At 63.6% G+C, this 23,271-nt stretch carries 21 protein-coding genes; 12 read left to right on the forward strand and 9 right to left on the reverse strand.

What is annotated here, in order from left to right; translation table 11 throughout:
- Window positions 1-92 precede the first annotated feature (92 nt).
- From AC5ZG5_RS24740 to AC5ZG5_RS24760, 5 genes are all read left to right on the forward strand, one after another.
- Window positions 93-1,010, forward strand: a complete 918-nt coding sequence (locus tag AC5ZG5_RS24740) for an ABC transporter permease subunit (RefSeq protein ID WP_028166346.1) — start codon at window positions 93-95, stop codon at window positions 1,008-1,010.
- Window positions 1,011-1,021: 11 nt separating this feature from the next.
- On the forward strand, window positions 1,022-2,347 hold the full coding sequence (gene livM / locus AC5ZG5_RS24745) for a high-affinity branched-chain amino acid ABC transporter permease LivM (RefSeq protein WP_130229673.1): 1,326 nt from the start codon (window positions 1,022-1,024) through the stop codon (window positions 2,345-2,347).
- Window positions 2,344-3,177 (forward strand): ABC transporter ATP-binding protein, encoded by an 834-nt coding sequence (locus AC5ZG5_RS24750; protein WP_456644436.1) that lies wholly within the window; start codon window positions 2,344-2,346, stop codon window positions 3,175-3,177. Before livM ends, AC5ZG5_RS24750 begins: the two co-directional genes overlap by 4 nt.
- Before the next feature lie 214 nt (window positions 3,178-3,391).
- Window positions 3,392-4,132 carry an ABC transporter ATP-binding protein gene (locus AC5ZG5_RS24755; protein ID WP_456644437.1) on the forward strand — a complete coding sequence of 247 codons (741 nt, stop codon included), beginning with the start codon at window positions 3,392-3,394 and terminating at the stop codon, window positions 4,130-4,132.
- Window positions 4,133-4,292: 160 nt separating this feature from the next.
- Window positions 4,293-5,411, forward strand: a complete 1,119-nt coding sequence (locus tag AC5ZG5_RS24760; protein WP_456644438.1) for a branched-chain amino acid ABC transporter substrate-binding protein — start codon at window positions 4,293-4,295, stop codon at window positions 5,409-5,411.
- 904 nt (window positions 5,412-6,315) lie between these two features.
- Here the strand turns inward: AC5ZG5_RS24760 and AC5ZG5_RS24765 are convergent.
- Complete coding sequence (locus AC5ZG5_RS24765; protein ID WP_028166414.1) at window positions 6,316-6,705, reverse strand: response regulator; 390 nt, start codon at window positions 6,703-6,705, stop codon at window positions 6,316-6,318.
- A gap of 406 nt (window positions 6,706-7,111) precedes the next feature.
- Here AC5ZG5_RS24765 and AC5ZG5_RS24770 point away from each other — a divergent pair, with 406 nt between their 5' ends.
- The 3 genes from AC5ZG5_RS24770 to AC5ZG5_RS24780 are packed head-to-tail and all read left to right on the forward strand — an operon-like array spanning window position 7,112 to window position 11,161.
- Window positions 7,112-9,850, forward strand: a complete 2,739-nt coding sequence (locus AC5ZG5_RS24770) for a PAS domain S-box protein (protein WP_456644484.1) — start codon at window positions 7,112-7,114, stop codon at window positions 9,848-9,850.
- Between the two features lie 54 nt (window positions 9,851-9,904).
- Window positions 9,905-10,900, forward strand: a complete 996-nt coding sequence (locus AC5ZG5_RS24775) for a P1 family peptidase (protein WP_456644439.1) — start codon at window positions 9,905-9,907, stop codon at window positions 10,898-10,900.
- Window positions 10,901-10,954: 54 nt separating this feature from the next.
- Window positions 10,955-11,161 carry a KTSC domain-containing protein gene (locus AC5ZG5_RS24780; protein WP_456644440.1) on the forward strand — a complete coding sequence of 69 codons (207 nt, stop codon included), beginning with the start codon at window positions 10,955-10,957 and terminating at the stop codon, window positions 11,159-11,161.
- Window positions 11,162-11,171: 10 nt separating this feature from the next.
- On the opposite strand, the gene AC5ZG5_RS24785 is transcribed toward AC5ZG5_RS24780, so the two are convergent.
- Complete coding sequence (locus tag AC5ZG5_RS24785) at window positions 11,172-11,954, reverse strand: EF-hand domain-containing protein (protein ID WP_456644441.1); 783 nt, start codon at window positions 11,952-11,954, stop codon at window positions 11,172-11,174.
- Between the two features lie 254 nt (window positions 11,955-12,208).
- On the opposite strand from AC5ZG5_RS24785, the gene rpe reads away from it, so the two are divergent.
- Complete coding sequence (gene rpe / locus AC5ZG5_RS24790; protein WP_456644442.1) at window positions 12,209-12,910, forward strand: ribulose-phosphate 3-epimerase; 702 nt, start codon at window positions 12,209-12,211, stop codon at window positions 12,908-12,910.
- On the opposite strand, the gene AC5ZG5_RS24795 is transcribed toward rpe, so the two are convergent.
- The 7 genes from AC5ZG5_RS24795 to AC5ZG5_RS24825 all read right to left on the reverse strand — a co-directional run bounded on the left by AC5ZG5_RS24795 (window position 12,907) and on the right by AC5ZG5_RS24825 (window position 19,503).
- Window positions 12,907-14,307: a serine/threonine protein kinase gene (locus tag AC5ZG5_RS24795; RefSeq protein ID WP_456644443.1), complete on the reverse strand. Its 1,401-nt coding sequence runs from the start codon at window positions 14,305-14,307 to the stop codon at window positions 12,907-12,909. The two genes, rpe and AC5ZG5_RS24795, sit on opposite strands and share 4 nt — an antisense overlap.
- A 3-nt stretch (window positions 14,308-14,310) precedes the next feature.
- Window positions 14,311-15,051 (reverse strand): metallophosphoesterase family protein, encoded by a 741-nt coding sequence (locus tag AC5ZG5_RS24800; protein ID WP_456644444.1) that lies wholly within the window; start codon window positions 15,049-15,051, stop codon window positions 14,311-14,313.
- A 113-nt stretch (window positions 15,052-15,164) separates the two neighbouring features.
- Window positions 15,165-15,761: a TetR/AcrR family transcriptional regulator gene (locus tag AC5ZG5_RS24805; RefSeq protein WP_028166406.1), complete on the reverse strand. Its 597-nt coding sequence runs from the start codon at window positions 15,759-15,761 to the stop codon at window positions 15,165-15,167.
- A gap of 459 nt (window positions 15,762-16,220) precedes the next feature.
- Window positions 16,221-17,468: an ABC transporter substrate-binding protein gene (locus AC5ZG5_RS24810; protein WP_456644445.1), complete on the reverse strand. Its 1,248-nt coding sequence runs from the start codon at window positions 17,466-17,468 to the stop codon at window positions 16,221-16,223.
- 7 nt (window positions 17,469-17,475) lie between these two features.
- A complete protein-coding gene (locus AC5ZG5_RS24815) occupies window positions 17,476-18,084 on the reverse strand; it encodes a hypothetical protein (RefSeq protein ID WP_456644446.1) in 609 nt (202 codons plus the stop codon).
- Window positions 18,081-18,752 carry a hypothetical protein gene (locus AC5ZG5_RS24820; protein ID WP_456644447.1) on the reverse strand — a complete coding sequence of 224 codons (672 nt, stop codon included), beginning with the start codon at window positions 18,750-18,752 and terminating at the stop codon, window positions 18,081-18,083. The genes AC5ZG5_RS24815 and AC5ZG5_RS24820 overlap by 4 nt, the downstream gene beginning before the upstream one ends.
- Complete coding sequence (locus AC5ZG5_RS24825) at window positions 18,742-19,503, reverse strand: MotA/TolQ/ExbB proton channel family protein (protein WP_130226233.1); 762 nt, start codon at window positions 19,501-19,503, stop codon at window positions 18,742-18,744. Before AC5ZG5_RS24825 ends, AC5ZG5_RS24820 begins: the two co-directional genes overlap by 11 nt.
- A 265-nt stretch (window positions 19,504-19,768) precedes the next feature.
- Between AC5ZG5_RS24825 and AC5ZG5_RS24830 the strand changes: the two genes are divergently transcribed.
- The 3 genes from AC5ZG5_RS24830 to purB all read left to right on the forward strand — a co-directional run bounded on the left by AC5ZG5_RS24830 (window position 19,769) and on the right by purB (window position 23,266).
- Window positions 19,769-21,139 carry a sensor histidine kinase gene (locus AC5ZG5_RS24830; RefSeq protein ID WP_456644448.1) on the forward strand — a complete coding sequence of 457 codons (1,371 nt, stop codon included), beginning with the start codon at window positions 19,769-19,771 and terminating at the stop codon, window positions 21,137-21,139.
- The gene (locus AC5ZG5_RS24835; protein WP_028166401.1) at window positions 21,139-21,792 is read left to right on the forward strand and encodes a response regulator; all 654 of its coding nucleotides are present in this window, start codon (window positions 21,139-21,141) and stop codon (window positions 21,790-21,792) included. Before AC5ZG5_RS24830 ends, AC5ZG5_RS24835 begins: the two co-directional genes overlap by 1 nt.
- 166 nt (window positions 21,793-21,958) lie before the next feature.
- A complete protein-coding gene (gene purB, locus AC5ZG5_RS24840) occupies window positions 21,959-23,266 on the forward strand; it encodes an adenylosuccinate lyase (RefSeq protein ID WP_208828588.1) in 1,308 nt (435 codons plus the stop codon).
- Window positions 23,267-23,271: the final 5 nt, after the last annotated feature.

Genomic DNA, 23,271 nt, shown 5'->3' on the forward strand with positions numbered 1-23,271 from the left:
CCCAAGGGGTTCCACTGTTAGAAAATGATACGACGCGTCGGACAAGGCTGCCGGGAGCCCTCGCCGCGTCGCTCTCTCACAAGCGGCAGCGCATGGATTATTTCGCCCAGCAACTCATCAACGGCCTCGTGCTCGGCTCGATCTATGGGCTGATCGCGATCGGCTACACCATGGTCTATGGCATCGTCGGCATGATCAATTTCGCCCATGGCGACATCTTCATGATCGGCGGTTTCATCGCGCTGATCTCCTTTTTGGTGCTGGTCTCGCTCGGCCTCACCGCGATCCCGCTGGTGCTGTTCATCGTGCTCCTGGTGTCGATGGCGATCACCGCGCTCTATGGCTGGACGGTGGAGCGTATCGCCTACCGGCCGCTGCGGCATTCGTTCCGCCTGGCGCCGATGCTCTCAGCCATCGGCATGTCCTTCGTGCTGACGAATTTCTCGCAAGTCGCGCAAGGCGCGCGCGTGAAGCCGGTGCCGCCGATCATCACCGGCGGCTACACGCTGCATGAGGGTGAAAGCGGCTTCGTGGTGCAGCTCTCCAACATCCAGATCATCGTCGTGCTCGCCACCGTGGTGCTGCTGGCGCTGTTCACCTGGCTGGTGTCGCGCACGCGGCTCGGGCGCGACATGCGCGCCTGCGAGCAGGACCAGACCATGGCGGCGCTGCTCGGCGTCGACGTCGACCGCACCATCTCCATGACCTTCGTGATCGGCGCCGCACTCGCCGCCGTCGCCGGCATGATGTACCTGCTCTACTATGGCCTGGTCGATTTCTTCATGGGCTTCGTCGCCGGCATCAAGGCGTTCACCGCCGCGGTCCTCGGCGGCATCGGCTCGCTGCCCGGCGCGATGCTGGGAGGATTGGCGATCGGGCTGATCGAGACATTCTGGTCGGCCTATTTCTCGGTCGAGTACAAGGACGTCGCCGCCTTCTCCATCCTGATCGTGGTTCTGATCTTCCTTCCGACCGGCCTGCTCGGCCGGCCTGAAGTCGAAAAAGTCTGACGGGCGGCCGCGTGACCACGTCAGCGCTCGAGAAGAAGCCGGCGTCGCGCGCGAGCGGCGCCGCCTTCATCCTCAAGAAAGCCACCATCAGTGCCCTGGTCGCGCTGGTGCTGTTCTCGCTGATGATCGGCGTCCGCACCGAGGCCGGCCCGCAAGGCGGGCTGATCTACTGGACGCGGTTCGGCGATCTCGCCGCCATCGTCGCCGCCGTGTTCGGCGGGAGCATCGTCATCGAGCTGCTGCGGCAATGGTGGGGTCCCGCCGACAAGGTCCGCGTCGTTCCGCCGGCGGTACAAAATGCGCTGTCGCTCGCCGGACGCCTGATCGCGCCGGCGCTGCTGATCTTCACCTTCCTGGTGCCGGTGATCTTCTATGATCAGCGCTACATCCTCGATCTCGCGATCCTCGTGCTCACCTATGTGATGCTCGGTTGGGGACTGAACGTGGTCGTCGGCCTCGCCGGCCTGCTCGATCTCGGCTATGTCGCCTTCTACGCCGTCGGTGCCTATTCCTACGCGCTGCTCGCCACCAATTTCGGACTGTCGTTCTGGGTCTGCCTGCCGCTCGCCGGCATCCTCGCCGCGTTCTGGGGCGTGCTGCTCGGCTTTCCCGTACTCAGATTGCGCGGCGACTATCTCGCGATCGTGACACTGGCGTTCGGCGAGATCATCCGCCTCGTCATCATCAACTGGCAGAGCCTGACCGGCGGCCCGAACGGCGTCTCCGGCATCCCGCGGCCGACCTTGTTCGGCATTCCGCTCTCGCCGGGCGAGGACGGGCTGGCGGCGCGGCTCGGCATCGAGTTCTCGCCGACGCACCGCATCGTATTCCTGTTCTATTTGATCCTGGCAATGGCGCTGCTGACCAACTGGGTCACGATCCGCCTTCGCCGCCTGCCGATCGGCCGCGCCTGGGAGGCGCTGCGCGAGGACGAGGTCGCCTGCCGCGCGCTCGGCATCAACACCACCACGACCAAACTCACGGCCTTTGCCACCGGCGCGATGTTCGGCGGCTTTGCCGGCGCGTTCTTCGCGACGCGCCAGGGCTTCATCAGCCCGGAATCCTTCACCTTCCAGGAATCGGCGCTGGTGCTCGCCATCGTCGTGCTCGGCGGCATGGGCTCGCAGCTCGGCGTCGCGCTGGCTGCGCTGGCGATGATCGGCGGCTTCGAACTGTTCCGCGGCCTTGACCAGTACCGCATGCTGGTGTTCGGGATGGCGATGGTGCTGCTCATGATCTGGCGGCCGCGCGGACTGATCGGTCATCGCGCCCCGACCGTCTATCTCGAGCGCAACCAGGCGATCTCCTCCGACCTCGTCAAGGAGGGACACGGATGAGCGGTGAGACCATCCTCTCCGTCAATGGCCTGTCGATGCGGTTCGGCGGCATCGTTGCCGTGAACGATCTCTCCTTCGATGCCGGACGGCGCAAGATCACCGCGTTGATCGGCCCGAACGGCGCCGGCAAGACCACCGTCTTCAACTGCATCACTGGCTTCTACAGGCCGAGCGGCGGCTCGATCGCGCTGACCCATGACGACGGCAAGACGATCCAGCTCGAACGTCTGAACGATTTCCGCATCTCCAAGCAGGCGCGCGTGGCGCGCACCTTCCAGAACATCCGCCTGTTCCCCGGCATGACGGCGCTGGAGAATCTGATGGTGGCGCAGCACAACGCGCTGATGCGCGCCTCCGGCCTGACCTTCCTCGGCCTGATCGGCGCGCCATCCTGGCGCAGCGCCGAAGCACGCGCGATCGAGCTGGCGCGCACCTGGCTTGTGCGCGTCGGCCTGCTCGACCGCGCCGACGATGCCGCCGGCAACCTTCCCTATGGCGACCAGCGCCGGCTCGAGATCGCGCGCGCGATGTGCACCGAGCCCGCGCTGCTCTGCCTCGACGAGCCCGCCGCCGGCCTGAACGCGCGCGAGAGCGCCGCCTTGAGCGAGCTCTTGCTCTCGATCCGCACCGAACAGGGCACCTCGATCCTCTTGATCGAGCACGACATGTCCGTGGTGATGGAGATTTCCGACCACGTCGTGGTGATGGATTACGGCGTCAAGATCGCCGAAGGCACGCCACAATCCGTCCGCGACGATCCCAAGGTGATCGCCGCCTATCTCGGCGCCGACGAGGAAGAAGCCATCGCCGTCATGGAGAGCGGCACGTGATCGCCCACGCTCTATCCCCGTCATGCCCGGGCTTGTCCCGGGCATCCACGTTCCGACGGCCCTCGTTCATTGCGAGGAGCGAAAGCGACGAAGCAATCCATGCCGCGGCGCGCGGAGGGATGGATTGCTTCGCTTCGCTCGCAATGACGACAGGCCGGAGAAAGCGCGTGGATGGCCGGGACAAGCGCGGCCATGACGGCTGCGAGGTTGCCCTATGACCTCAACCTCTCCCCTCCTCGCAATCCGGGGCCTGCGCGCGGCCTACGGCAAGATCGAAGCCCTCAAGGGCGTCGATCTCGAGATCAATGCCGGCGAGATCGTCGCGCTGATCGGGGCCAATGGCGCCGGCAAGTCGACGCTGATGATGACGATCTTCGGCAAGCCGCGCGCCCGCGCCGGGGCGATCGAGTTCGACGGCGATGACATCACCGGCGTGCCGACGCACGAGATCGCGCGGCTTAGGATCGCGCAGTCGCCCGAGGGACGCCGGATCTTTCCGCGCATGAGCGTCGCGGAAAACCTGCAGATGGGCGCTGACGTCACCGAGTGCAGCGAAGCGGAACGCGCGGCCGTGCTGGAACGCGTGTTCACGCTGTTCCCCCGGCTCAAGGAACGCGTTAACCAGCGTGGCGGCACGCTCTCCGGCGGCGAGCAGCAGATGCTGGCGATCGGCCGCGCGCTGATGAGCCGCCCGCGCCTGTTGATGCTGGATGAGCCTTCGCTCGGCCTCGCGCCGCTGATCGCACGCCAGATCTTCGACGCGATCCGCACCCTGAACCGCCAGGATGGCCTGACCGTCCTGATCGTCGAGCAGAACGCCAACCACGCACTGAAACTTGCCCATCGCGGCTACGTCATGGTCAACGGCTTGATCACGCTGTCTGGAACCGGCAGAGAGTTGTTGCAGCGGCCGGAGATCCGCGCTGCCTATCTGGAAGGCGGCCGGCGGGGCTAGCTGATCGGCACCCATCCTGCGGCAAGATGCTGCGAAGGGAGCGTGCATTTGCCTGAAAAATGCCGATGACTTCACGGCAAATTCAGTCGACAATGCCGTCGGTTTCGTATCCGGCGGCGCGCCGGATGCTTCCCTTAAGCGATGACCACGGGGACTCCACATGAAATCACTCAAGCTGATTGGCCTTGCACTCGGCGCATCGCTCGCATTGTCGGCGAGCGCATTCGCGCAGGATATCACCATCGCAGTGGCGGGCCCGATGACGGGCTCCGAATCCGCTTTCGGCCGGCAGATGAAGAACGGCGCCGAACAGGCGGTTTCCGATCTCAATGCCGTGGGCGGCGTGCTCGGCAAGAAGCTCAAGCTCGAGGTCGGCGACGATGCCTGCGATCCCAAGCAGGCGCGCTCGGTCGCGGAAAAACTCTCCAGCGCGCGGATCCCCTTCGTCGCCGGTCACTTCTGCTCGTCGTCGTCGATCCCGGCGTCGGAAGCCTATGCCGACGGCAACACACTGCAGATCACGCCGGCCTCTACCAACCCGCTGTTCACCGAACGGAAGCTCTGGAACGTCGCGCGCGTCTGCGGCCGCGACGACCAGCAGGGCCTGGTCGCCGCCGAGTACATCCTGAAGAATTTCAAGGGTAAGAACGTCGCGATCCTCAACGACAAGACGACCTACGGCAAGGGCCTCGCGGACGAGACCAAGAAGGCGCTGAACAAGGCCGGCTTCCAGGAGAAGATGTTCGAGTCCTACAACAAGGGCGACAAGGATTTTAACTCCATCGTTTCGCGGCTCAAACGCGACAACATCGATCTCGTCTATGTCGGTGGCTACCATCAGGAGGCCGGCCTGATCCTGCGCCAGATGCGCGACCAGGGCCTGCAGACGGTGCTGATGGCGGGCGATGCCATGAACGACAAGGAGTTCGCCTCGATCACCGGCCCCGCCGCCGAAGGCACGCTGTTCACCTTCGGTCCCGATCCGCGCAACAAGCCGACCGCGAAAGCCATCGTCGAGAAGTTCAGGGCCAAGAACATCGATCCCGAAGGCTACACGCTCTATACCTACGCCGCGATGCAGGTGTGGTCACAGGCGGTCGCCAAGGTCGGCTCCACTGATCCGAAGAAGGTGATGAACGCGATCAAGGCCGGCGAGTGGGACACCGTGCTCGGCAAGATGGCCTTCGACGCCAAGGGCGACATCAAGGCCATCGACTACGTCGTCTACAAGTGGGACGCCAAGGGCAACTACGCCGAAGTCAATCCGAAGGGGTCGTAGGCGTATCCACATCACCGCCGTCATTGCGAGCGGAGCGAAGCAATCCACTCTTCCGCTTGCGGCGCTATGGATTGCTTCGCTCCGCTCACAATGATGATGTGGATGCCTTGGGTGCGACAAATCAACCCGACGGGCAAATCACCTAAAAGTCTGTCCAGACTATCAGCGAAAAATAAATCGCTTAACCCGACGAGGCTGGGCAAGTATTCGCCGCGGGCGCGTCCTCGTAGAACGTCCTTTCTTTGCGCGACGCGCATGGCAATGAGGATGGAATTTTCTACGTGCAATCGCCCGCAACGGCGAATGCATTTCTGCGCCGTTCAAGGCTGATTGAATACTTGCCCAGCCTCGTCGGGCAAATCAGTGATTTAACTCCGCGCGTCTCACCCAGATGAGGGGCGGGTCGCGATCGTCACGAACGTTGCGGTGAGATGCGGTGGACGCGATGCGTGCGACTGACGAGCGCGCGTAACGCGGACGGCGAAGTCGTGTGGTCCTGGCGCCCCGACGCTGGCGCTAAGCTTCTTGTGAAGTGACGGTGGCAAAAGAGCCCGGTCACCGGGGAGAGCGCGAAATAAGCCGTAACACCATCGCGCAGGGAAAGCCGGAATGCTTCGGTTGAACCTGTGGTCCTACCCCGTGCTTTTTGTTGCACGGGACCCACGGGTGCAACCAGCACCCGGCTTTCCCTGCGCCCTCTGATATCGAGGAGGGTGAAACGAGACGCAAAGCTCGGGCAAATCATGCCGCGAGAATGCGAACTCATATCCGCTGTTTGAATCAGACGTAGGATGGGTAGAGCGAAGCGAAACCCATCATCGCACCGCTTGCTCCATCGCGATGGGTTTCGCTTCGCTCTACCCATCCTACGGGTCCGCTGTTTGAAATTTGGGAAGTCGTCCGATCAAACCGCCGCGCGCACCGCAACGGGGACAACCGCCTGCCGCGCGTTCTCGATGGCGCGCATCAAGTCGTTCGGACGGAACGGCTTCTGCAGGCAGACCACGTTCGACAGGTCTGGCGCTTCAGCGACGAAATCCAGCGCCGTCATGCCGGAGATCGCGACGATGGGGAAATCCGGCTGGCGGTCGCGCATCATCGACATGAGGTCGAGACCGCTCTTGCCCTGCAGGAAGATATCGATGATCGCAAGATCGAATTTCGCCGTTTCGAACGCCTTGATCCCCTCCGCGGCGGATGCCGCCTCGACAATCTCGAAACGATTGACGCGCAGCACAATTGCGATCATCGCGCGCACGTCGGATTGGTCGTCGACAATAAGAACACGGGCCATGAAAACCCCCGGGACCGGCTGCGGGAAGCCTAGTCGTGGAAAACGCTATGCAGTAGGTGATCAGGCGAATTATCTATCCTGTCAGTAAAGAGGTGGTTACCTCAATTGGATACGGGCGCCCGGTTCAATTCCCTGCCGGTAGCAGATAACCTTGGATCGATTTCGAGCAATTCGTTTTGCGCCAAAGCGATGCGTAGCGGGTTTATGGGACTTTCATTTCGACGTTCCCCAAATCAGCGGACACAGCCTTCCCTTTCCGCCGGTACGGAGAGAGGGGCCGGATATTCCACTTTGTGTGGACAGCCCGCGCGCGGATTTGACGTGATCGACTGTCTTGCGTTCGATACCGCCTTCCAGGAGACCATCAGTGCTCAAGCGTAACGATCGCAGCTTCTTCCTTTCGACCATGCCGGCCTCGCGCGGCGACCGCAACGTAGCGCTGGCGGTGGTCGTCGTCTCGGCCGTGCTGTTCGTGATCGCGATACCATTCGCCGGGATGCCGCTGACGCCGGTACCGGCTTTCGTGGCGAGCTACCAGTCCGCGCTGGCGATCAACGATCTCATCACCGCGGTGCTGCTGTTTTCGCAGTTCGCCATCCTGCGCTTGCGGGCGATGCTGCTGCTCGCCAGCGGGTATCTCTTCACCGCCGCTGCCGCGATCACCCACGCGCTGACCTTTCCGGGCCTGTTTGCGCCGGCGGGCCTGTTCGGCGCCGGTTCGCAGACCACGGTCTGGCTCTACATGGTCTGGCACGGCTTCTTCCCGCTGATGGTGCTCGGCTACGCGCTTTTGAAAAGAGACGACGGCGCCCGGATTCGCGGCTCGACGATGTCGGCGATCATGGGCAGCGTTGCGGCAGTCGTCGTCGCGATGGCGCTGTTTACCTGGATCGTCACCGCCCAGCACGACCACCTCCCAGTCCTTTTGAGCAGCGGTCACTACACGCCGGTCATGCTCGGCGTGGTCTCGACGGTGCTGTTCTTCTGCGCCGCCGCGCTTGCTGCGCTATGGTTCCGGAAGCCGCATTCCGTCATCGACATCTGGCTCATGGTCGTGCTGTGCGCCTGGCTGTTCGACATCGCGCTGTCGGCGATGCTCAACGTCGCGAGATTCGATCTCGGTTTCTACGCCGCACGCATCTACGCCTTATGCGCCGCCAGCTTCGTGCTCGCGGTGCTGTTGATCGATAACGTCGCGCTGCAGGCGCAGATGTCGCGGCTGTTGGGCGTAGTTCGTCGCCAGGCCGCCAGCGAACGCGACTATCACGCCGAGCGCGAGCGGCTGTTCAGCGCGGTCGTGGAATCCTCCAACGACGCCATCATCACCAAGTCGCTTGACGGGACCATTACCGCCTGGAATCCGGCCGCCGAGCGCCTGTTCGGCTATCCGGCAGCCGTGGCGGTCGGCCAGCACATCGACCTCATCGTGCCGCCCGACAATCGCGGCGAGGTCAACGACATCCTCAAGCGGATCCGCAGCGGCGAAAAGCTGGCGCAATATGAAACGCAGCGGCTGCACAAGAGCGGCAAACCGATCGACGTCTCGCTCAGCGTCTCGCCGCTATTGTCGGCGACGGGCGAGATCATCGGCGCCTCCAAGATCGCGCACGACATCACCGAAAGCAGGCGGACGCGGGAGGCGCTGAGCCGGGAGCTCGAGGAGCGGCAGCACATCTTCGAAGCATCGCAGGACTTCCTCTCCATAACCGACAAGCAGGGCCATTTCGTCCAGGTCAGCCCGAGCGCCAGGACCATTGCGGGCTACGATCCCGCCGAGATGGTCGGACGTTCCGCGGTCGAGTTCGTTCATCCGGATGATCTCGAAAACACCCGCAACGAAATGCGCGCTGCGCGGCGCGGCCAGAGCAAGCGCAACTTCGAGACGCGCCTGATCCGCAAGGACGGCGAAGTGGTATCACTCAACTGGTCCGCAACCTATTCGGAGCCGGTCAAGCGCTATTTCTTCATCGGCCGCGACCTCACCGAGAAGCAGGCCGCCGAGGCGCAGATCCGGCAGGTGCAGAAGATGGACGCGGTAGGCCAGCTCACCGGCGGCGTCGCCCATGACTTCAACAACATCCTGACCGTCATCACCGGCACCATCGGCATCCTGGAAGAAGCGGTCTCCGACCGGCCCGACCTCGTCGCCATCGCCCGGCTGATCGACGAAGCGGCCGAGCGCGGCGCCAACCTGACCAGGCACCTGCTCGCCTTCGCCCGCAAGCAGCCGCTGCAGCCGGTCGATGTCGATATCAACGCGCTGATCCTGGAGGCGGCGAAGCTGCTGCGCCCGACGCTCGGCGAGCATATCGAGATCACGCCAATGCTGGCCGACGACGCCTGGACGGCAATGGTCGATCCGAACCAGCTCACCGCGGCAATCCTCAATCTCGCACTGAATGCACGCGATGCCATGCCCCGCGGCGGCAAGCTGGCGCTCGAAAGCCGCAACGTCTATCTCGACGAGGGCTATGCCAGCATGCACAGCGAGGTCGCGGTCGGCCATTACGTCATGGTCGCCGTCAGCGACAGCGGCGGCGGCATTCCGGCCCATCTCTTGGAAAAAGTATTCGATCCCTTCTTCACCACCAAGGAAGTCGGCAAGGGCACCGGGCTTGGGCTTTCCATGGTGTTCGGCTTCGTCAAGCAGTCGGGCGGGCACATCAAGATCTACAGCGAGGAACGCCATGGCACCTCGGTCAAGATGTATCTGCCGCGCGCGACCGGCCTCGCCCAGACTATCGCGGAAGCGCAGCAGACCACCGATCTCCGGGGCGGACACGAAGCCATCCTGGTGGTCGAGGACGACGCGCTGGTGCGCAAGTATGTCGTGACCCAGATCACAAGCCTCGGCTACTCCACGCTCGAGGCGGCGAATGCCGCTGAGGCGCTCAAGATCATCGATACCGGCGCGCCGATCGACCTCCTGTTCACCGACGTCATCATGCCGGGCGCCATGAACGGACGTCAGCTCGTCGACGAGGCGCTGAAGCGGCGGCCTGGGCTCAAGACACTGTACACGTCGGGCTATACTGAGAACGCGATCGTCCATCACGGGCGGCTCGATTCCGGCGTGCTGTTGCTGGCGAAGCCCTATCGCAAGTCCGAGCTTGCCAAGATGATCCGGCTCGCGCTCGGCAGTTGATGCATTCGGTTCGGTTGCTATATCGATCAACAAGACGATAAGAGGAAGCGCGCTTTGAAAAATCTCCTCACCGACATCGCAGGCGTCCGCGTCGGCCATGCCGACGACGCTTCGATCGCCTCCGGCGTCACAGCGATCATCTTTGACAAGCCCGCCGTGGCGTCGATCGACGTGCGCGGCGGTGGCCCGGGCACGCGCGACGACGCGCTGCTGCAGCCGCACAATACCGTCGATGCGGTGGACGCGATCGCACTGTCCGGCGGCTCGGCCCTCGGCCTCGATGCTGCCGGCGGCGTGCAGGCCTGGCTGGCCGAGCAAGGCCGCGGCTTGCGGATCCGCGACGCCGTGATCCCGATCGTGCCGGGCGCGATCTGCTTCGATCTCTTGAACGGCGGCAACAAGGCGTGGGGCCGGTTCCCGCCCTATCGCGATCTCGCTTATGCCGCGGCGGCCGCGGCCGGGAGCGATTTCCGGCTCGGCAGCGTCGGCGCCGGCACGGGCGCGACCACGTCCAACCTGAAGGGCGGACTAGGTTCGGCGTCGGCGCGAACCGATGACGGCGTGACGGTTGCCGCACTTGCCGTCGTCAATGCGGTCGGCTCCGTCACGGTCGGCGATGGCCCGTGGTTCTGGGCCGCGCCCTTCGAGGTCGACGGGGAATTCGGCGGACGCGGTCTGCCGGCCTCGTTCACGCCTGATATGCTGAAGGCGCGGCTGAAGGGCGGGCCGGCGGCGACATCCGGCGAGAACACCACACTGGTCGTGGTCGTCACCGATGCTACGCTGACGAAAACGCAGGCCAAGCGGCTGGCGATGATCGCGCAGACCGGCATGGCGCGGGCGATCTATCCGGTGCATGCGCCGCTCGACGGCGACGTGGTGTTTGCCGCGGCGACCGGCGAGAAGCCGATCGATCCTTTGTTCGGCCTCACCGAACTCGGCATGCACGCCGCCAACACTGTGGCCCGCGCGATTGCGCGCGGCGTATACGCGGCGACCGCGCTGCCCTTCCGCGATGCGCTGCCGAGCTGGCAGGATCGCTTTGGCTAGCAACTTAGTTCAGCGACGTGCGTTGAGGCTGCGGGTTCCAGCTCGGGTGCCGCAATGCCATCCACAGTCATTCGCTTCTTCCGCTACGACGCCGAAAGACGCGAGCTGTTGGTCGTCTTCGTTACTGGTCGCCGCTACATCTATGAGGACGTTCCGCCCGATGTGGCCGAGGCGTTCGGCAAGGCATTCTCAAAGGGCCAGTTCTTCAACCACGAGATACGTGATCGCTACCGTTACCGCGAACTCAAGCAATTGGCTTAAACGCGATCTGTCACGCATTGACCGAGAGGGAGGCCCAGGCCTGCGCCGAGATCGGCTTGGCCTGCAGCTGCACCAGTTGGTCGACGGCGTGCCGCTGCCCCAACTGGTCGACGAAATTGTAGGACGAGGTGGCAGCCCGCGCGGCAGACGGGCTCGCAGCAGAGGTCGCCGTTATTTTCGATCCGTCGGCATAGGTCGTGGTGGTCGTGACCGATCCATCGCTGTTGGCAATCGAAGTGCTGGTGCCATCAAGCGCCTGCATCAGCGCATCGGCACCGCCGCCACCGCCGCCGGAGTGACGATGAGCATGCGAGCGACGGCCGGACCCGCCCTTCAAAGCCGAGGACATCTCGTCCAACGTGACATTGCCGTCGCCATCCTTGTCGAGCTTGGAGAAAACATCATCAGCCTTCGCCAGATTGGTCCCGCCGGCGCCGAGCGCATTCTCGAATTCGGATTTCGTGATCTTGCCGTCGCCGTTGCCATCGATCTGCCCGAACAAGTCCTTCAGCGCATCCGAGGGGCTTTTGGTCGACGCGGCCGTGCCGGTCGAAGCCTGGCTCTGCGCATCGAGCAGCGCGCTCATCGTCTCCGGGGCAATCGGCGCAGAGCTGCTGCCGGCCGATCCAGAAGTCGGAGCTACGCTTGTCGGCGCCGTCGTGGCACCGGAGATATCGAAGACGCTGGTGGCGCCCTGGGTGAGGCCGGTGGGCTTTGCCTGCGACGTCTTCGACGACGTCAGCGACTTCAAGAGATCAATGGCCGACGACGCAGCGCCAAGGGCGAACAGCATGAGAGGGAACTCCGGCAATGCCGCGTGAGCGGCGGCCCAACACCTGCATGGCTACGAGCAAGCGCCGTGCCATGGCGAAAAGCCCTTTGGAATCGGCGTTTCACGCAAACAAACGTGTTCGCCGCAGCCGGCAATTGCTGCCGCTGCGGCAATTTTTTCCTGCCCGCGATTTCCCTCCTGTGCATTGCCCGGCACCAGCATGCATGTTAGGCGGAACCATCCTGCCCGCTACAGAGATGCCTTGGAGAGCGTCCATGTCCCAGCCCTTCACGCCACGTCCGCTGGTGATCGCGCCGTCGATCCTGGCCTCGGATTTCTCCAAACTCGGCGAAGAAGTCCGCGCCGTCGACCAGGCCGGCGCCGACTGGATCCATCTCGACGTCATGGACGGGCATTTCGTGCCGAACATTTCCTATGGCCCCGATGTCATCAAGGCGATGCGCCCGCACACCAAGAAGATCTTCGACGCGCATTTGATGATCTCGCCTTGCGATCCCTATCTCGAGGCGTTCGCGAAGGCCGGCTGCGACCACATCACGGTACATGCCGAGGCCGGCCCGCATCTGCATCGTTCGCTGCAGGCGATCCGCGCGCTGGGCAAGAAGGCGGGCGTCTCGATCAATCCGGCAACGCCCGTCAGCGCGATCGAGCATGTGCTCGACCTCATCGACTTAGTGCTGGTGATGTCGGTCAATCCGGGATTTGGCGGCCAGGCCTTCATCCGCGGCTCGCTCGGCAAGGTCAGCGACGTCAGGGCGATGACCGCCGGCCGGCCGATCGACATCGAGGTCGATGGCGGCGTCGCGCCCGATGTATCAGGGGAACTGGCAGCGGCCGGCGCCAATGCGTTTGTCGCCGGCTCCGCCGTGTTCAAGGGCGGCACGATGGAGGCATACAAGGCCAACATCTCCGCGATCCGCAACGCGGCGGCGCTGGCGCGCGGCGAAGCGATCTAGCCCGAGCGTGGCGGGCGCACCACGGTCACCGTGCAAGGCGCCTCCGCCGCCACCTTCGCCGAGACGCTGCCGAGCAGCGTCCGCAGCATGGAATCCCGCCGCGCGCCGATCACGATGTGATCGACCTGATTGGCTTGCGCGAATTCCAGGATTGCCGCCGCGGGATCGATCGCCTCCAGCACATGCACCGACAGCCGGTTCTCGTCGAGCTTCAGCGAGGACGCCCAGTGCCGCAACGCGACCAGGCGGTCGATATGCTTGTTGCTGCCCTTCTCGTCCAGCGTCCGATCGATGGTGACGAGGCCAAGCTTGAGCACGTTGACGCATGCGAGACGGGCCTGCGGCAAGGTCCCGAGTATCCGCTGCGTGGTGACGCGCAAGGCATCGTTCAGCGGGCCCGAGGTTTCCGTCGTATCGATCGCAACCACCAGGATCGGGCTCGACGCCAATTGTACCGCGACATCGGACTTCGGCTGCGGCTGCCATGCCCCGCGGTTGAAGCGGCGGCGCATCACCGTCGCGAATGGATCGCGATCACGCCGCTCCGCACGCGCTGTCAGCTTGACCTGGTCGGGATTGCTGAGATCGAAGGCGAGTTGCGAGGCGGTCGGATAGCGCCAGGCGGGCTCGATCTCCAGGCATCGCAGGACGATCTCCTGCAGCCAGGGCGGATAGTCGGGTTTGAGCTTGCGCGGTGGATAGGGATCGCGCCACAGCCGCCGGCGCATGCCGCGCAGCGTCTCGCTCTCGCCGAACGGCCGCACCCCGGTGGTGAAGAAATACAGCAGCACGCCGAGCGAAAACAAATCGCTGCGCGGATCGTCGCGCACCCCAAGCAGGCGCTCCGGCGCCATATAGGGCGCGGTGCCGTAAGGCAGACGAAATTCTTCCTGCAAGAGGTCGGGCAGATGTTCGTGATGCGACAGGCCGAAATCGATCAGCACAGCCTCGCCGCTCTCGCGGAACATGATGCTGCTCGGCTTGATGTCGTGATGGATGACGTTCTGCCGATGCAGCGCCGACAGCGCAGCAGCGATCTTGATGCCGAGCGCCCTCGCCTCCTCGTAAGCGATCGGCAGATCGTCGAGCCGCTTGTAGAGGGTCCGGCCCGGGATGCGCTCGAGCACGACATACGCCTGGCGCGCGAAATCGCCGGTGCCGAAGCAGGCCGGCACATGCGGCCCGGACAATCGCGGCAGGATCATCTGCTCCATCTCGAAGCTGACGATGGCGGCGGGGTCCTCGCCTTCCGAGACTCGCGGCGCCTTCATCAGGAGCGGCACGTTGATGCCGGGATGGGTGACGCTCCACAGCGTCGCCATGCCGCCGCGGTGCACGCACTCGCCGACGGTGAAGCCATCGATGACCGTGCCCGGCTGCATGAGAATTTTCGCCATTTGCTATCGGCCGACCAACAGGCGATCGGCAAGCCAGCCCGGCAGGCCATTGTCGCGGATCCGGGCGGCTGCCGAGTCGATATCATAGGGGGCACGACAATAGGTGACCTCCCGCCTCTCGGTGTCGAACATGGCGAAGGCGGCTGCGGGAATGCCGTCGCGGGGCTGGCCGACGGAGCCAAGCACCGCAAGCCAGCGCCGGCCGGCCAAGAGCTGCACGGCTACGCCCGTGGTCGGGACAAAGCTGGTCATCTTCGCCGTCGACGACATCGAATAGAGCGCTGGACGGTGGATATGACCGCAAAAGGTGATTGGAGCCTCCGCAGCCATCATGCTGCGCGCAGCGTCCGACGCGTCGCGCACGTAGCGCCACCTGGTCGGGTTGGACGCTTCGGAATGGACGTAGAGGCGGTCGTCCTCCTGCTGCATCAGCGGCAGTTCGGTAAGGAAACGCCGTTGCGCCGCGCTGAGCTTGCCGCGGGTCCACTCGACCACCGCCTGGGCTTCGGCATTCATCGCGTCGTTGTCGATACCGATGGCGGTGTCATGGTTGCCGCGAACCGCGATCGCGCCGTCCTCGACCAGCGCCATGACGGTATCGACGATCCATTCGGGGTCGGCCCCATAGCCAACGAAGTCGCCGAGCAGAACGAATTTCTCTGCGCCTTGCGCACGCGCAGCCTCAAGGCAGGCGTCAAATGCCTGCCGATTGCCGTGAATATCCGCAAACAGCGCGAGACGCACATCATCCTCCCAGCCAATCCTGGCGGGCCCAATCACATCTGTCTTGATGGATATCAAACACGGGCAACTCGGTGCCCGCAAATGGATCGGGGGGATCGATCGCGAATTACGAGCTAGTGCTTAGGACAGGCTTCGAGCCCGCGGAACAGCAGCGCCAGCAAGGCGTCAGTGCGCTCCTGCAGATCCGGATCGGCCCATTCGTCGGCATGGGCCGGGTGATGAAGGCTTCTCGTCGCCTCGAAAATCGCGCGGGCGGTCGCCTTGAGATCATCGACCTCGAACACGCCCTCCTCGACGCCGTCGGACAGGATATGCGCGATCTGATCGGTCAAGCATTCCTTGTGGCCCTTGACCACAACACAAGCCTCGCGCGCCAGCGTCAGATAGGTGCGGAACATCTCGGGGTCGTCGGCGAACCTGGCCTGCTTGGTTGCGAACAGGGTACGCAGCCACCGATCGAGCCGGGCCTGCGCTGGGCCGGCACTCGCTGCGATCTCCTGCAGCGGGACCTTGGCCCGATCGAGCCAGCGTTTTGCCACGGCTTCGCGCAGCGAAGCCTTGCTCGGAAAGTGCCGGTAGACACTGCCGTGGCTCACATCGAGCGCACGGGCAACATCCACCACTGTCGCCTTGGCGAGCCCATAGCGACGCAGGACGTCCTCGGTGACCTCCAGGATACGTTCAGGGGTCAAGACGACTGCTTCGTTCATGGCTTTACCCTATCCCCAGCTCTTGGGCTTTTCCACTCCGGCGGTCAGGCGCATTGCAAAACGGCCTGGCCGGTCGTTAAGGCAGTCCTAATTCCAGTTAGCGGGCCAATTTTTCCGCCTGGGCGGCCAAGTGGCGAGCCACCTGCTGATTGAGCCAGCGCTGGATCTGTTCGGTCAAATGCAAAATCTCGATCGTCATCATCGTAGTCTCCGGCAAGTCCGTGGCCGGCTCTTTGACCCGAACCCGGTACTCAACTCTTCCGGATCAGGCATTTCGCGGCCGCAAACCACGGGGCGCCCCATCTGGCGTCCGGAAGTGGATATAGCATCTCTGACTGACAGATTTCAATATCTGTCATTCAATAGCTTGTGATAGACCGGCGCCCGGCTCTTGGCGCCTTCGACCTCCCGCCCGCCGCCCACAGTCAGGCGCGCCGCCGGAAAGCCCGCCCCGCTTACCTACTCGCTGACCAACGGCCCGAAGGGCTCCCATCGCTCTCCGGTGAAGCGCATCATCCGGAACTCCTTGATCACCCGATAGTCGCTCGCGCTGGTGTTGATGGAGAGCCCAGGCAGCAGCAGGTCGAGCGTCACGTCGCGCAGGCTGGTGGCTTGGCGCATGACGTTTTCGCGCGAAAGATCGTCACCGCACCGCTTCAATACCTCCACCAGCAGTTCGGCCGCGCTGTAGCCATAGGTCGTAAAAATGCTTTTGCGGTCACCGCCCGGAAAATAGGTGTCCATGAATGCGGTCCATCGACTCAGGCCCTCGTCGTTCTGCCAGGTGGGATCGCTCGTCTCCTTGAACGAACTCGCTGAGATTGCCCCCTTGGCATGGTTGATTCCGGCAGGAACCAGTACGGCGTCGATCGACGAGGAGCCGACTCCCAGCAGGTGAACAGGAGTCCAACCCAATTCGGCCATTCTTCTGATGGTTTGCGCAGCGAACTTGGGAGCCGCCATGTTCACCAACAAGTCGACGCCAGCAGCTTTCAGTCGCACGATCTGCGAGTCCACCGTCGCGTCTGAGACATCGTAAGGGGCTTCACCGACGAGGAGTTCACTTGCTCTTGCGCCGAAGGCCTCCTTCAGGCCGCTCAAGTAATCCTTCCCGCTCTCATCATTCTGATAGAGCAAGCCAACTTTCGCTGCAGGATAGTTCTCAAGGATGAACCGCGCATAGACACTGATCTCTGTCCGCAGGTTAGGCGCGAAGCCCATCGTCCAGGGAAAATTGGTCGGATCCTCGAACCGCTTTGCGCGTCCGGCTACGAAAAGCTGCGGGACCTTGCGATCGTTGAGATACTTTTGAACGGCAATATTGGAAGCGTTGCCCAACGTCTGAAACGTGAACAGCACCTCGTCGCCTTCAACCAACCTCCGTACCTGCTCAACTGTCTTCGAAGGCATCGCCGCATCGTCATAAGAGATCAGCCTGATCTTGCGTCCATTGATGCCGCCCCGATCGTTGATCATACGGAAGTAAGCGTCTTGCACCTTGCCAATGATAGAGGAGGCGGAAACTGGACCGCTGTAGGGCATCGTCTGGCCGATCCTGATCTCAATATCACTCGCTCCCGGATCGTAGGGGCCGCTTCGCGCATGCGGCACGCTTCCACCGAGTAATAGGACGCCAATCAGCGCTGCCCTGAGCGCGGTCATTTTGTTGTCAGTGCGACGGACCATCCGCTCGCTCAGCGCATGCATGGTCGCCCTATTGCTCGTCCTTCGGAGGCATTCGCGGTGGCAGCAGCGGGGTAAATGAGACGGCCTCGCCGGGTCCTGGGGCCGCCATCAGGGCCCCGCCGGTCGAGGGATCGCCCCCCGACGTCTCGATCACGGCGCTCGGGGTAATGTATTCCCTGGCCGCTGCGATCAGGCCGCCCTCGCCGGTCCCGAAATCGGCGGCGCGGCCGCCCTGGGGACGACCGGCGGCAATCTCGGTGATGGCCTTATCGGTCTTCTGCGCCAGCGAGTCGCTGTAGGGGATGCGGTAGGCCCTGGGGATGCCGCTCGGCCGGTTGTCTTCGTCGAGGGTCTCGACCCAGAGATAGATCGAGCCCGGGTCGCCCTCCAGCGAGTGCGGCTCCACAATGCGCGCCTGCAGCAGCTTGAACGAGGCCGGCAGCCTGTCGACGCTGGCCCAGCCCAAGAGGCCGCGGACGCCCATGAAGCTCGCAATGTAGAACGCACTGGTCACGACCACAGCGACCGCCTTGGCCGACCAAGGCAAGCGTGCATAGACCAGGATGACGAGCAACAGCGCGCTGATCAGAGCGTAGCTGACCGAGAGCGTGAGGATGACTGACTGGAGGTTGTTCACGGGCGAGACATCCTGACGCCTGTCTTCGGATCGAGGTCCGCGCCGTTTGCGCGCACGTTGCGGAACGTCTCCATCAATGATTTCTGCCGCTGCTGCACGTCGACCACCTTGCCTTCCGCATCGACCCAGAAGCGCAGCGCGGTTTTCTCGTCGCCGGTGTGATCGAGCGTCAACTTGTTGTCGAAGATCACTTGGGCGGTCGGATTGAGCTTCTGCACCTTCACGCTGACCGGAACCGGCTGCCCGGTCGTCGCCTGGAAATGCGAAACATTCACGGTGAATTCGCCGGGGATAATGCCGCGCACGGTGACGATCTCTTCTCGGATCGGCGACGGAATCTTCTTGCCGTTGACGATGATGAAATCGTTGGCACCGCCGCGGTCATCGCGGTCGAGCGTGAGGAAGCCGGCTTCGCGGCGGCGATACCAGGCGATGTTGCCTGCGGGATCCTGCACGAACAGATCGAAATCATCGGGATGATTGTCGGGCCAGTCCATCGTGATGATGAATTCGGCCTTGGAGTCGATCTTCCCCTCCTTCGACTCCGGTGAAACCGCAAGCAACGCGAGGAAAAACAGGAAGGCGACGACCTGCAGCGCCTTGAACAGCATCACGCCGAGCGGATCGAACTGTTCTTCCCGTGGATAAAGGCCGAACTCATCCATCATGATGGTGTTCCAAGGCCGGGGTGACGTGCGTCTCGGTCAACATGACGGCATCGGAGAACACCCGCTGGGTGGCGGCATCGAGCATGTAGTATTGAATCCTGACGAGGATCGATCCAATCAGGCCGGCCAGCGTCGTGTACATGGCCACCGCCATGCCATCGCTCATCAGGCCCATCGACGATCGCATCGCGACCTTGTCGGCCGCGTCGAGGGTTGCGATCGGCGCCAGCATGATGATGAAGCCGATGATGGTTCCGAGCAGTCCAAGCTTCATCAGCGTATCGGAAACGAACGCACCGAAGGCGTTGGAGCCGCGCAACCGGTCCGCCAGCGACCTGAGCAGCAGCGTCTGATCGATGCGGCCGCTCGCCTGCGCCGCGGCCTTCTTCACCAGGTTGCGGATGTGATCGCTGACGAGCCCGCCAGGCAGAGCGCGCGCATTCTCGTCGAGCTTCCTCGCGGCGCCGGGAGTGGACAGGATCGCCCGGCAGCGTCTGGCCGCTTCGCCTTCGCGCGCAATCGCTCGCGTCCGCCAGAAGCAATGAAAGCAGGTGATGACGTAGAGAACGGCGATCAGGCTTGAAATATAGGTGCGGTCCGAGGTCACCATGAGATGGAGCAACCCGTATCGCCACAGCAGCATGGCGGCGAAGATCGAAAGCCCCGTGAAGATCATCCATAACAACAGGACGCTTCGCTCTGAATTGTCCTTGCCGGGCAAGACAGGCTCGGCGCCAACGGTGGCACTCATGCAGCTTTGCTCCCTGAGGGCGGCCAAGAGAGACTGCCCGCAAACGCTCCCCGGCTTTTGTTAATCCGAGGCGACAGGTTGCGTCCAAAGACATATGCCCGCGCTTCGTTGGGAAAATTTCCCGAGCTTCGCCTCACCTGCCATCTTGCAATTGGCGTGAAATCGCGATGCTGTTACGCTCTGGATTGTTGTTTTGACGCGTTTTCTTGACGCGAACCGGTGCCCACTTCGCTGGAAAACGCTTAGAAAGCCGCGGAGTGATCGCATGCGCCTCGTGCTCCAGCTCGTCGCCCGTCTGCTCGTCATCGTCATCTTGTGTCTGGGAGGCGCAACCGTTTGGGCAACGATCGACGCCTACCACAGTGTCGACCGCGCCACGGCTGCATCCGCCGAACGGGTCTCGCAAGCGCTGGAAGCGCTCTACTGGCGCGAATTGCTGTTGCGCGGCAACAGGACACGCGAACACCTTTTGCCGGTACCGGAATGGCGCACCACCCAGACGATGAGCCTGATTTCGCCTGGAGTCTGCGTCCAGTTTGAGCCGAAGGGCGAGTTCGAGAATCCGCTGTGCGGCCAGAGCAAAGGGATCGGCGCATCTCCACCGCATTGGTTCGCAGCTGCCGTAGAGACATTCCTTGGCGACCACGCCGCGGTCGCCCGGCCGATCAGTGCGCGCTCGACCACTGCGGGCACAGTTACGGCCGTCGCCGATCCCGACGCCGCGATATCCCTCGCCTGGCAGCACATCCTCGATAACGTCCACGTCGCGCTGCTGATGGCTGTGGCTATCGCCCTGCTTGCCTCGCTCGCGATTGCGCATGCGCTGGCCCCGGCGCAGTTGATCGTTACCGCACTGCAGCGCATGGCGAATGGCCATTATCGAACGTCGCTTCCGCGCTTCCGATCGATGGAACTTGCCATGATCGGGCAAGCCGTCGGCGAGCTCGGAGATCGCCTCGCGCAGGCCACGGAAGAACGGGCCGTCCTGACCCGCCGGCTGCTTGAGATCCGCAGCGACGAGCGACGGGCGCTGGCGCGCGAACTGCACGACGAATTCGGGCAAAACCTCACAGCGATCCTGGCCTTCGCCAACACGATCGAAGCGGCCAGCGCGCAGGAGCAGGACCGAGGCGACGTCGCGCAGGATGCGCGGATGATCTCGAAGGCCACGCTGCACATCATGGCATGCCTGCGCGGCACCCTGAACCGCCTGCGCCACCCGCCCGCCGAGGAACTCGGGCTGGAGGCGAGCCTCATCAACCTGGTTGATAGTTGGCGATCGCAGAACGCGATGCAGCCGATGATCCAGCTCGACCTCAAAGGCGATTTCGCCGACGTGCGAGGCGCCGTCGCCGCGACCGCCTACCGTGTGGCTCAGGAATGCCTGACCAACTCGTTGCGCCACAGTGCGGCGCGCGAGATCGTGCTCCGGATCGAGCGGCGGACGGGGCTGGAAAATGCGCTGCTGGTCCGTGTCGAGGACGACGGCGGCGGCGATGCCGCCAAGGTGGCGCAGTCCGCCGGCTTCGGCCTGACCGGAATACGCGAGCGCGTAACCGCTCTCGGCGGCTCGCTGTCGATCGCGCACGCAAGGCGCGGTCTGAGCGTTGCCGCCACCATCCCGCTTGCTGCCTGATGCCGGCGTCGCAGACCAGTGGCATTTCGATCCTGCTTGTCGACGACCATCCCGTGGTCCGGCAAGGCTACCGACGCGTTCTGGAGCACCAAGGCGACTTCAGGGTGGTCGCCGAAGCCGACAACGCAGCCGACGCTTACCGCGCATACAAGAGCCACGCCCCTGATGTCGTGGTCATGGACATCTCGATGCCGGGTGCCAGCGGGCTTGAAGCTATCAGGAACATCCGCCAGCGCAGCGCTGGTGCGCGCGTTCTCGTCTTCAGCATGCACAGCGAGGCGGCGCTGGTGAAAGCCGCCTTCGGCGCCGGGGCAAGCGGCTATGTCACCAAGAGCAATGAACCGACCGTGCTGATCGCGGCGATCCGTTCGGTGGCGCGTGGCGAACATGCAATGAGCGACGACGTCGCCCATGTCCTGGCGATGGAAAGCCTGACCCCGTCAGGATCGGTCCTTGACCAATTGGGGGAACGGGAGATCGAGATCCTGCGGCAATTGGCTGCCGGCTCGACCACAGAGCAGATCGCAGTAAACCTCAATCTCAGTATGAAGACGGTTCAGAACTATCACTACCTGATCAAGACCAAGACCGGCATGCGGACCGACGCGCAGCTCGTCCGCCTCGCCGTCGAGTGTGGGTTGACCAGCCTGTAGCCGCGCCCGGCAGTCGCGCCACCGCCTTGGGACGCAGCCCCATTTTCTATCTGCAGCAAGCCCGTATGGGTGGCCTCTCCGAGCCCGCTCTGCTAAAGCACGGCGTAAAAACAAACCGGCTGGGAGTCGCTTAGCGATCCCGCCCTACACTTTCCCGGAGTTTTCGATGATCCCCCGCTACACTCGCCCGGAGATGGCCGCGATCTGGGAGCCGCAGACCCGCTTCAAGATCTGGTTCGAGATCGAGGCGCATGCGGCTGATGCGCTGGCGGAACTCGGCGTCATTCCAAAGGAGGCGGCGAAGACGATCTGGGCCAAGGGCAAGGACGCGACCTTCGACGTCGCACGGATCGACGAGATCGAGCGGGAGACCAAGCACGACGTCATCGCCTTCCTGACCCATCTGGCTGAAATCGTCGGCCCCGAGGCACGCTTCGTGCATCAGGGCATGACCTCCTCCGACGTGCTCGACACCTGCCTCAACGTGCAGCTCACCCGCGCCGCGGACCTCCTGCTCGCCGACATCGACAAGGTCCTGGCCGCGCTGAAGAAGCGCGCCTTCGAGCACAAGATGACACCAACCATCGGCCGCTCTCACGGCATTCACGCCGAGCCGGTGACCTTCGGCCTCAAGCTCGCCTATGCCTATGCGGAATTCTCCCGGGCCCGGGCGCGGCTCGTCGCTGCCCGCAAGGAAGTCGCGACCTGCGCGATCTCCGGCGCGGTCGGCACCTTTGCGCAGATCGACCCACGCGTCGAAGAACATGTCGCCAAGGCCATGGGGCTCGAGCCGGAGCCGATCTCGACCCAGGTGATCCCGCGCGACCGCCATGCGATGTATTTCGCGACGCTGGCCGTGATCGCCGCCTCGATCGAGCGCCTCGCAGTCGAAATCCGTCACCTGCAGCGCACCGAGGTGCTGGAAGCCGAAGAGTTCTTCTCCGAAGGGCAAAAGGGTTCGTCGGCGATGCCGCACAAGCGCAACCCGGTGCTGTCGGAGAACCTCTCCGGCCTGTCGCGGATGGTGCGCGCCTATGCCGTGCCCGCACTCGAGAACGTCGTGCTCTGGCACGAGCGCGACATCTCGCATTCCTCCGCCGAGCGCATGATGGGCCCGGACGCCACCGTGACGCTCGACTTCGCGCTGGTGCGCCTCGCCGGCCTGGTCGAGAAGCTCCTGGTCTATCCGCAAAACATGCAGAAGAACCTCGACCGCCTCGGCGGTCTCGTACATTCGCAGCGGGTGCTGATCGCGCTGACGCAAAAGGGCGCGAGCCGCGAGGACGCCTACAAATTCGTGCAGCGCAACGCCATGCCGGTCTGGCGCGGCGAAGGCGATTTCCTGACGCTGCTGAAGAAAGATCCGGACGTGAGGAAGTATCTAAGCGACGCTGAGATCGAGGAGCAGTTCGACCTCGGCTATCACCTCAAGCACGTCGACACGATCTTCAAGCGCGTATTCGGGGAAGTCTAACCCCG

It is taken from the genome of Bradyrhizobium sp. Ses1, assembly GCF_059512365.1.

What these genes read in the sequence shown, in the direction of transcription:
- AC5ZG5_RS24740 (WP_028166346.1), top strand. Translation starts at nt 93, where the DNA reads ATGGATTATTTCGCCCAGCAACTCATCAACGGCCTCGTGCTCGGCTCG.
- AC5ZG5_RS24750 (WP_456644436.1), top strand. Translation starts at nt 2,344, where the DNA reads ATGAGCGGTGAGACCATCCTCTCCGTCAATGGCCTGTCGATGCGGTTC.
- AC5ZG5_RS24755 (WP_456644437.1), top strand. Translation starts at nt 3,392, where the DNA reads ATGACCTCAACCTCTCCCCTCCTCGCAATCCGGGGCCTGCGCGCGGCC.
- AC5ZG5_RS24760 (WP_456644438.1), top strand. Translation starts at nt 4,293, where the DNA reads ATGAAATCACTCAAGCTGATTGGCCTTGCACTCGGCGCATCGCTCGCA.
- AC5ZG5_RS24765 (WP_028166414.1), bottom strand. Translation starts at nt 6,705, where the DNA reads ATGGCCCGTGTTCTTATTGTCGACGACCAATCCGACGTGCGCGCGATG.
- AC5ZG5_RS24770 (WP_456644484.1), top strand. Translation starts at nt 7,112, where the DNA reads ATGCCGGCCTCGCGCGGCGACCGCAACGTAGCGCTGGCGGTGGTCGTC.
- AC5ZG5_RS24780 (WP_456644440.1), top strand. Translation starts at nt 10,955, where the DNA reads ATGCCATCCACAGTCATTCGCTTCTTCCGCTACGACGCCGAAAGACGC.
- AC5ZG5_RS24785 (WP_456644441.1), bottom strand. Translation starts at nt 11,954, where the DNA reads ATGCTGTTCGCCCTTGGCGCTGCGTCGTCGGCCATTGATCTCTTGAAG.
- rpe (WP_456644442.1), top strand. Translation starts at nt 12,209, where the DNA reads ATGTCCCAGCCCTTCACGCCACGTCCGCTGGTGATCGCGCCGTCGATC.
- AC5ZG5_RS24795 (WP_456644443.1), bottom strand. Translation starts at nt 14,307, where the DNA reads ATGGCGAAAATTCTCATGCAGCCGGGCACGGTCATCGATGGCTTCACC.
- AC5ZG5_RS24805 (WP_028166406.1), bottom strand. Translation starts at nt 15,761, where the DNA reads ATGAACGAAGCAGTCGTCTTGACCCCTGAACGTATCCTGGAGGTCACC.
- AC5ZG5_RS24810 (WP_456644445.1), bottom strand. Translation starts at nt 17,468, where the DNA reads ATGCATGCGCTGAGCGAGCGGATGGTCCGTCGCACTGACAACAAAATG.
- AC5ZG5_RS24820 (WP_456644447.1), bottom strand. Translation starts at nt 18,752, where the DNA reads ATGATGGATGAGTTCGGCCTTTATCCACGGGAAGAACAGTTCGATCCG.
- AC5ZG5_RS24825 (WP_130226233.1), bottom strand. Translation starts at nt 19,503, where the DNA reads ATGAGTGCCACCGTTGGCGCCGAGCCTGTCTTGCCCGGCAAGGACAAT.
- AC5ZG5_RS24830 (WP_456644448.1), top strand. Translation starts at nt 19,769, where the DNA reads ATGCGCCTCGTGCTCCAGCTCGTCGCCCGTCTGCTCGTCATCGTCATC.
- AC5ZG5_RS24835 (WP_028166401.1), top strand. Translation starts at nt 21,139, where the DNA reads ATGCCGGCGTCGCAGACCAGTGGCATTTCGATCCTGCTTGTCGACGAC.
- purB (WP_208828588.1), top strand. Translation starts at nt 21,959, where the DNA reads ATGATCCCCCGCTACACTCGCCCGGAGATGGCCGCGATCTGGGAGCCG.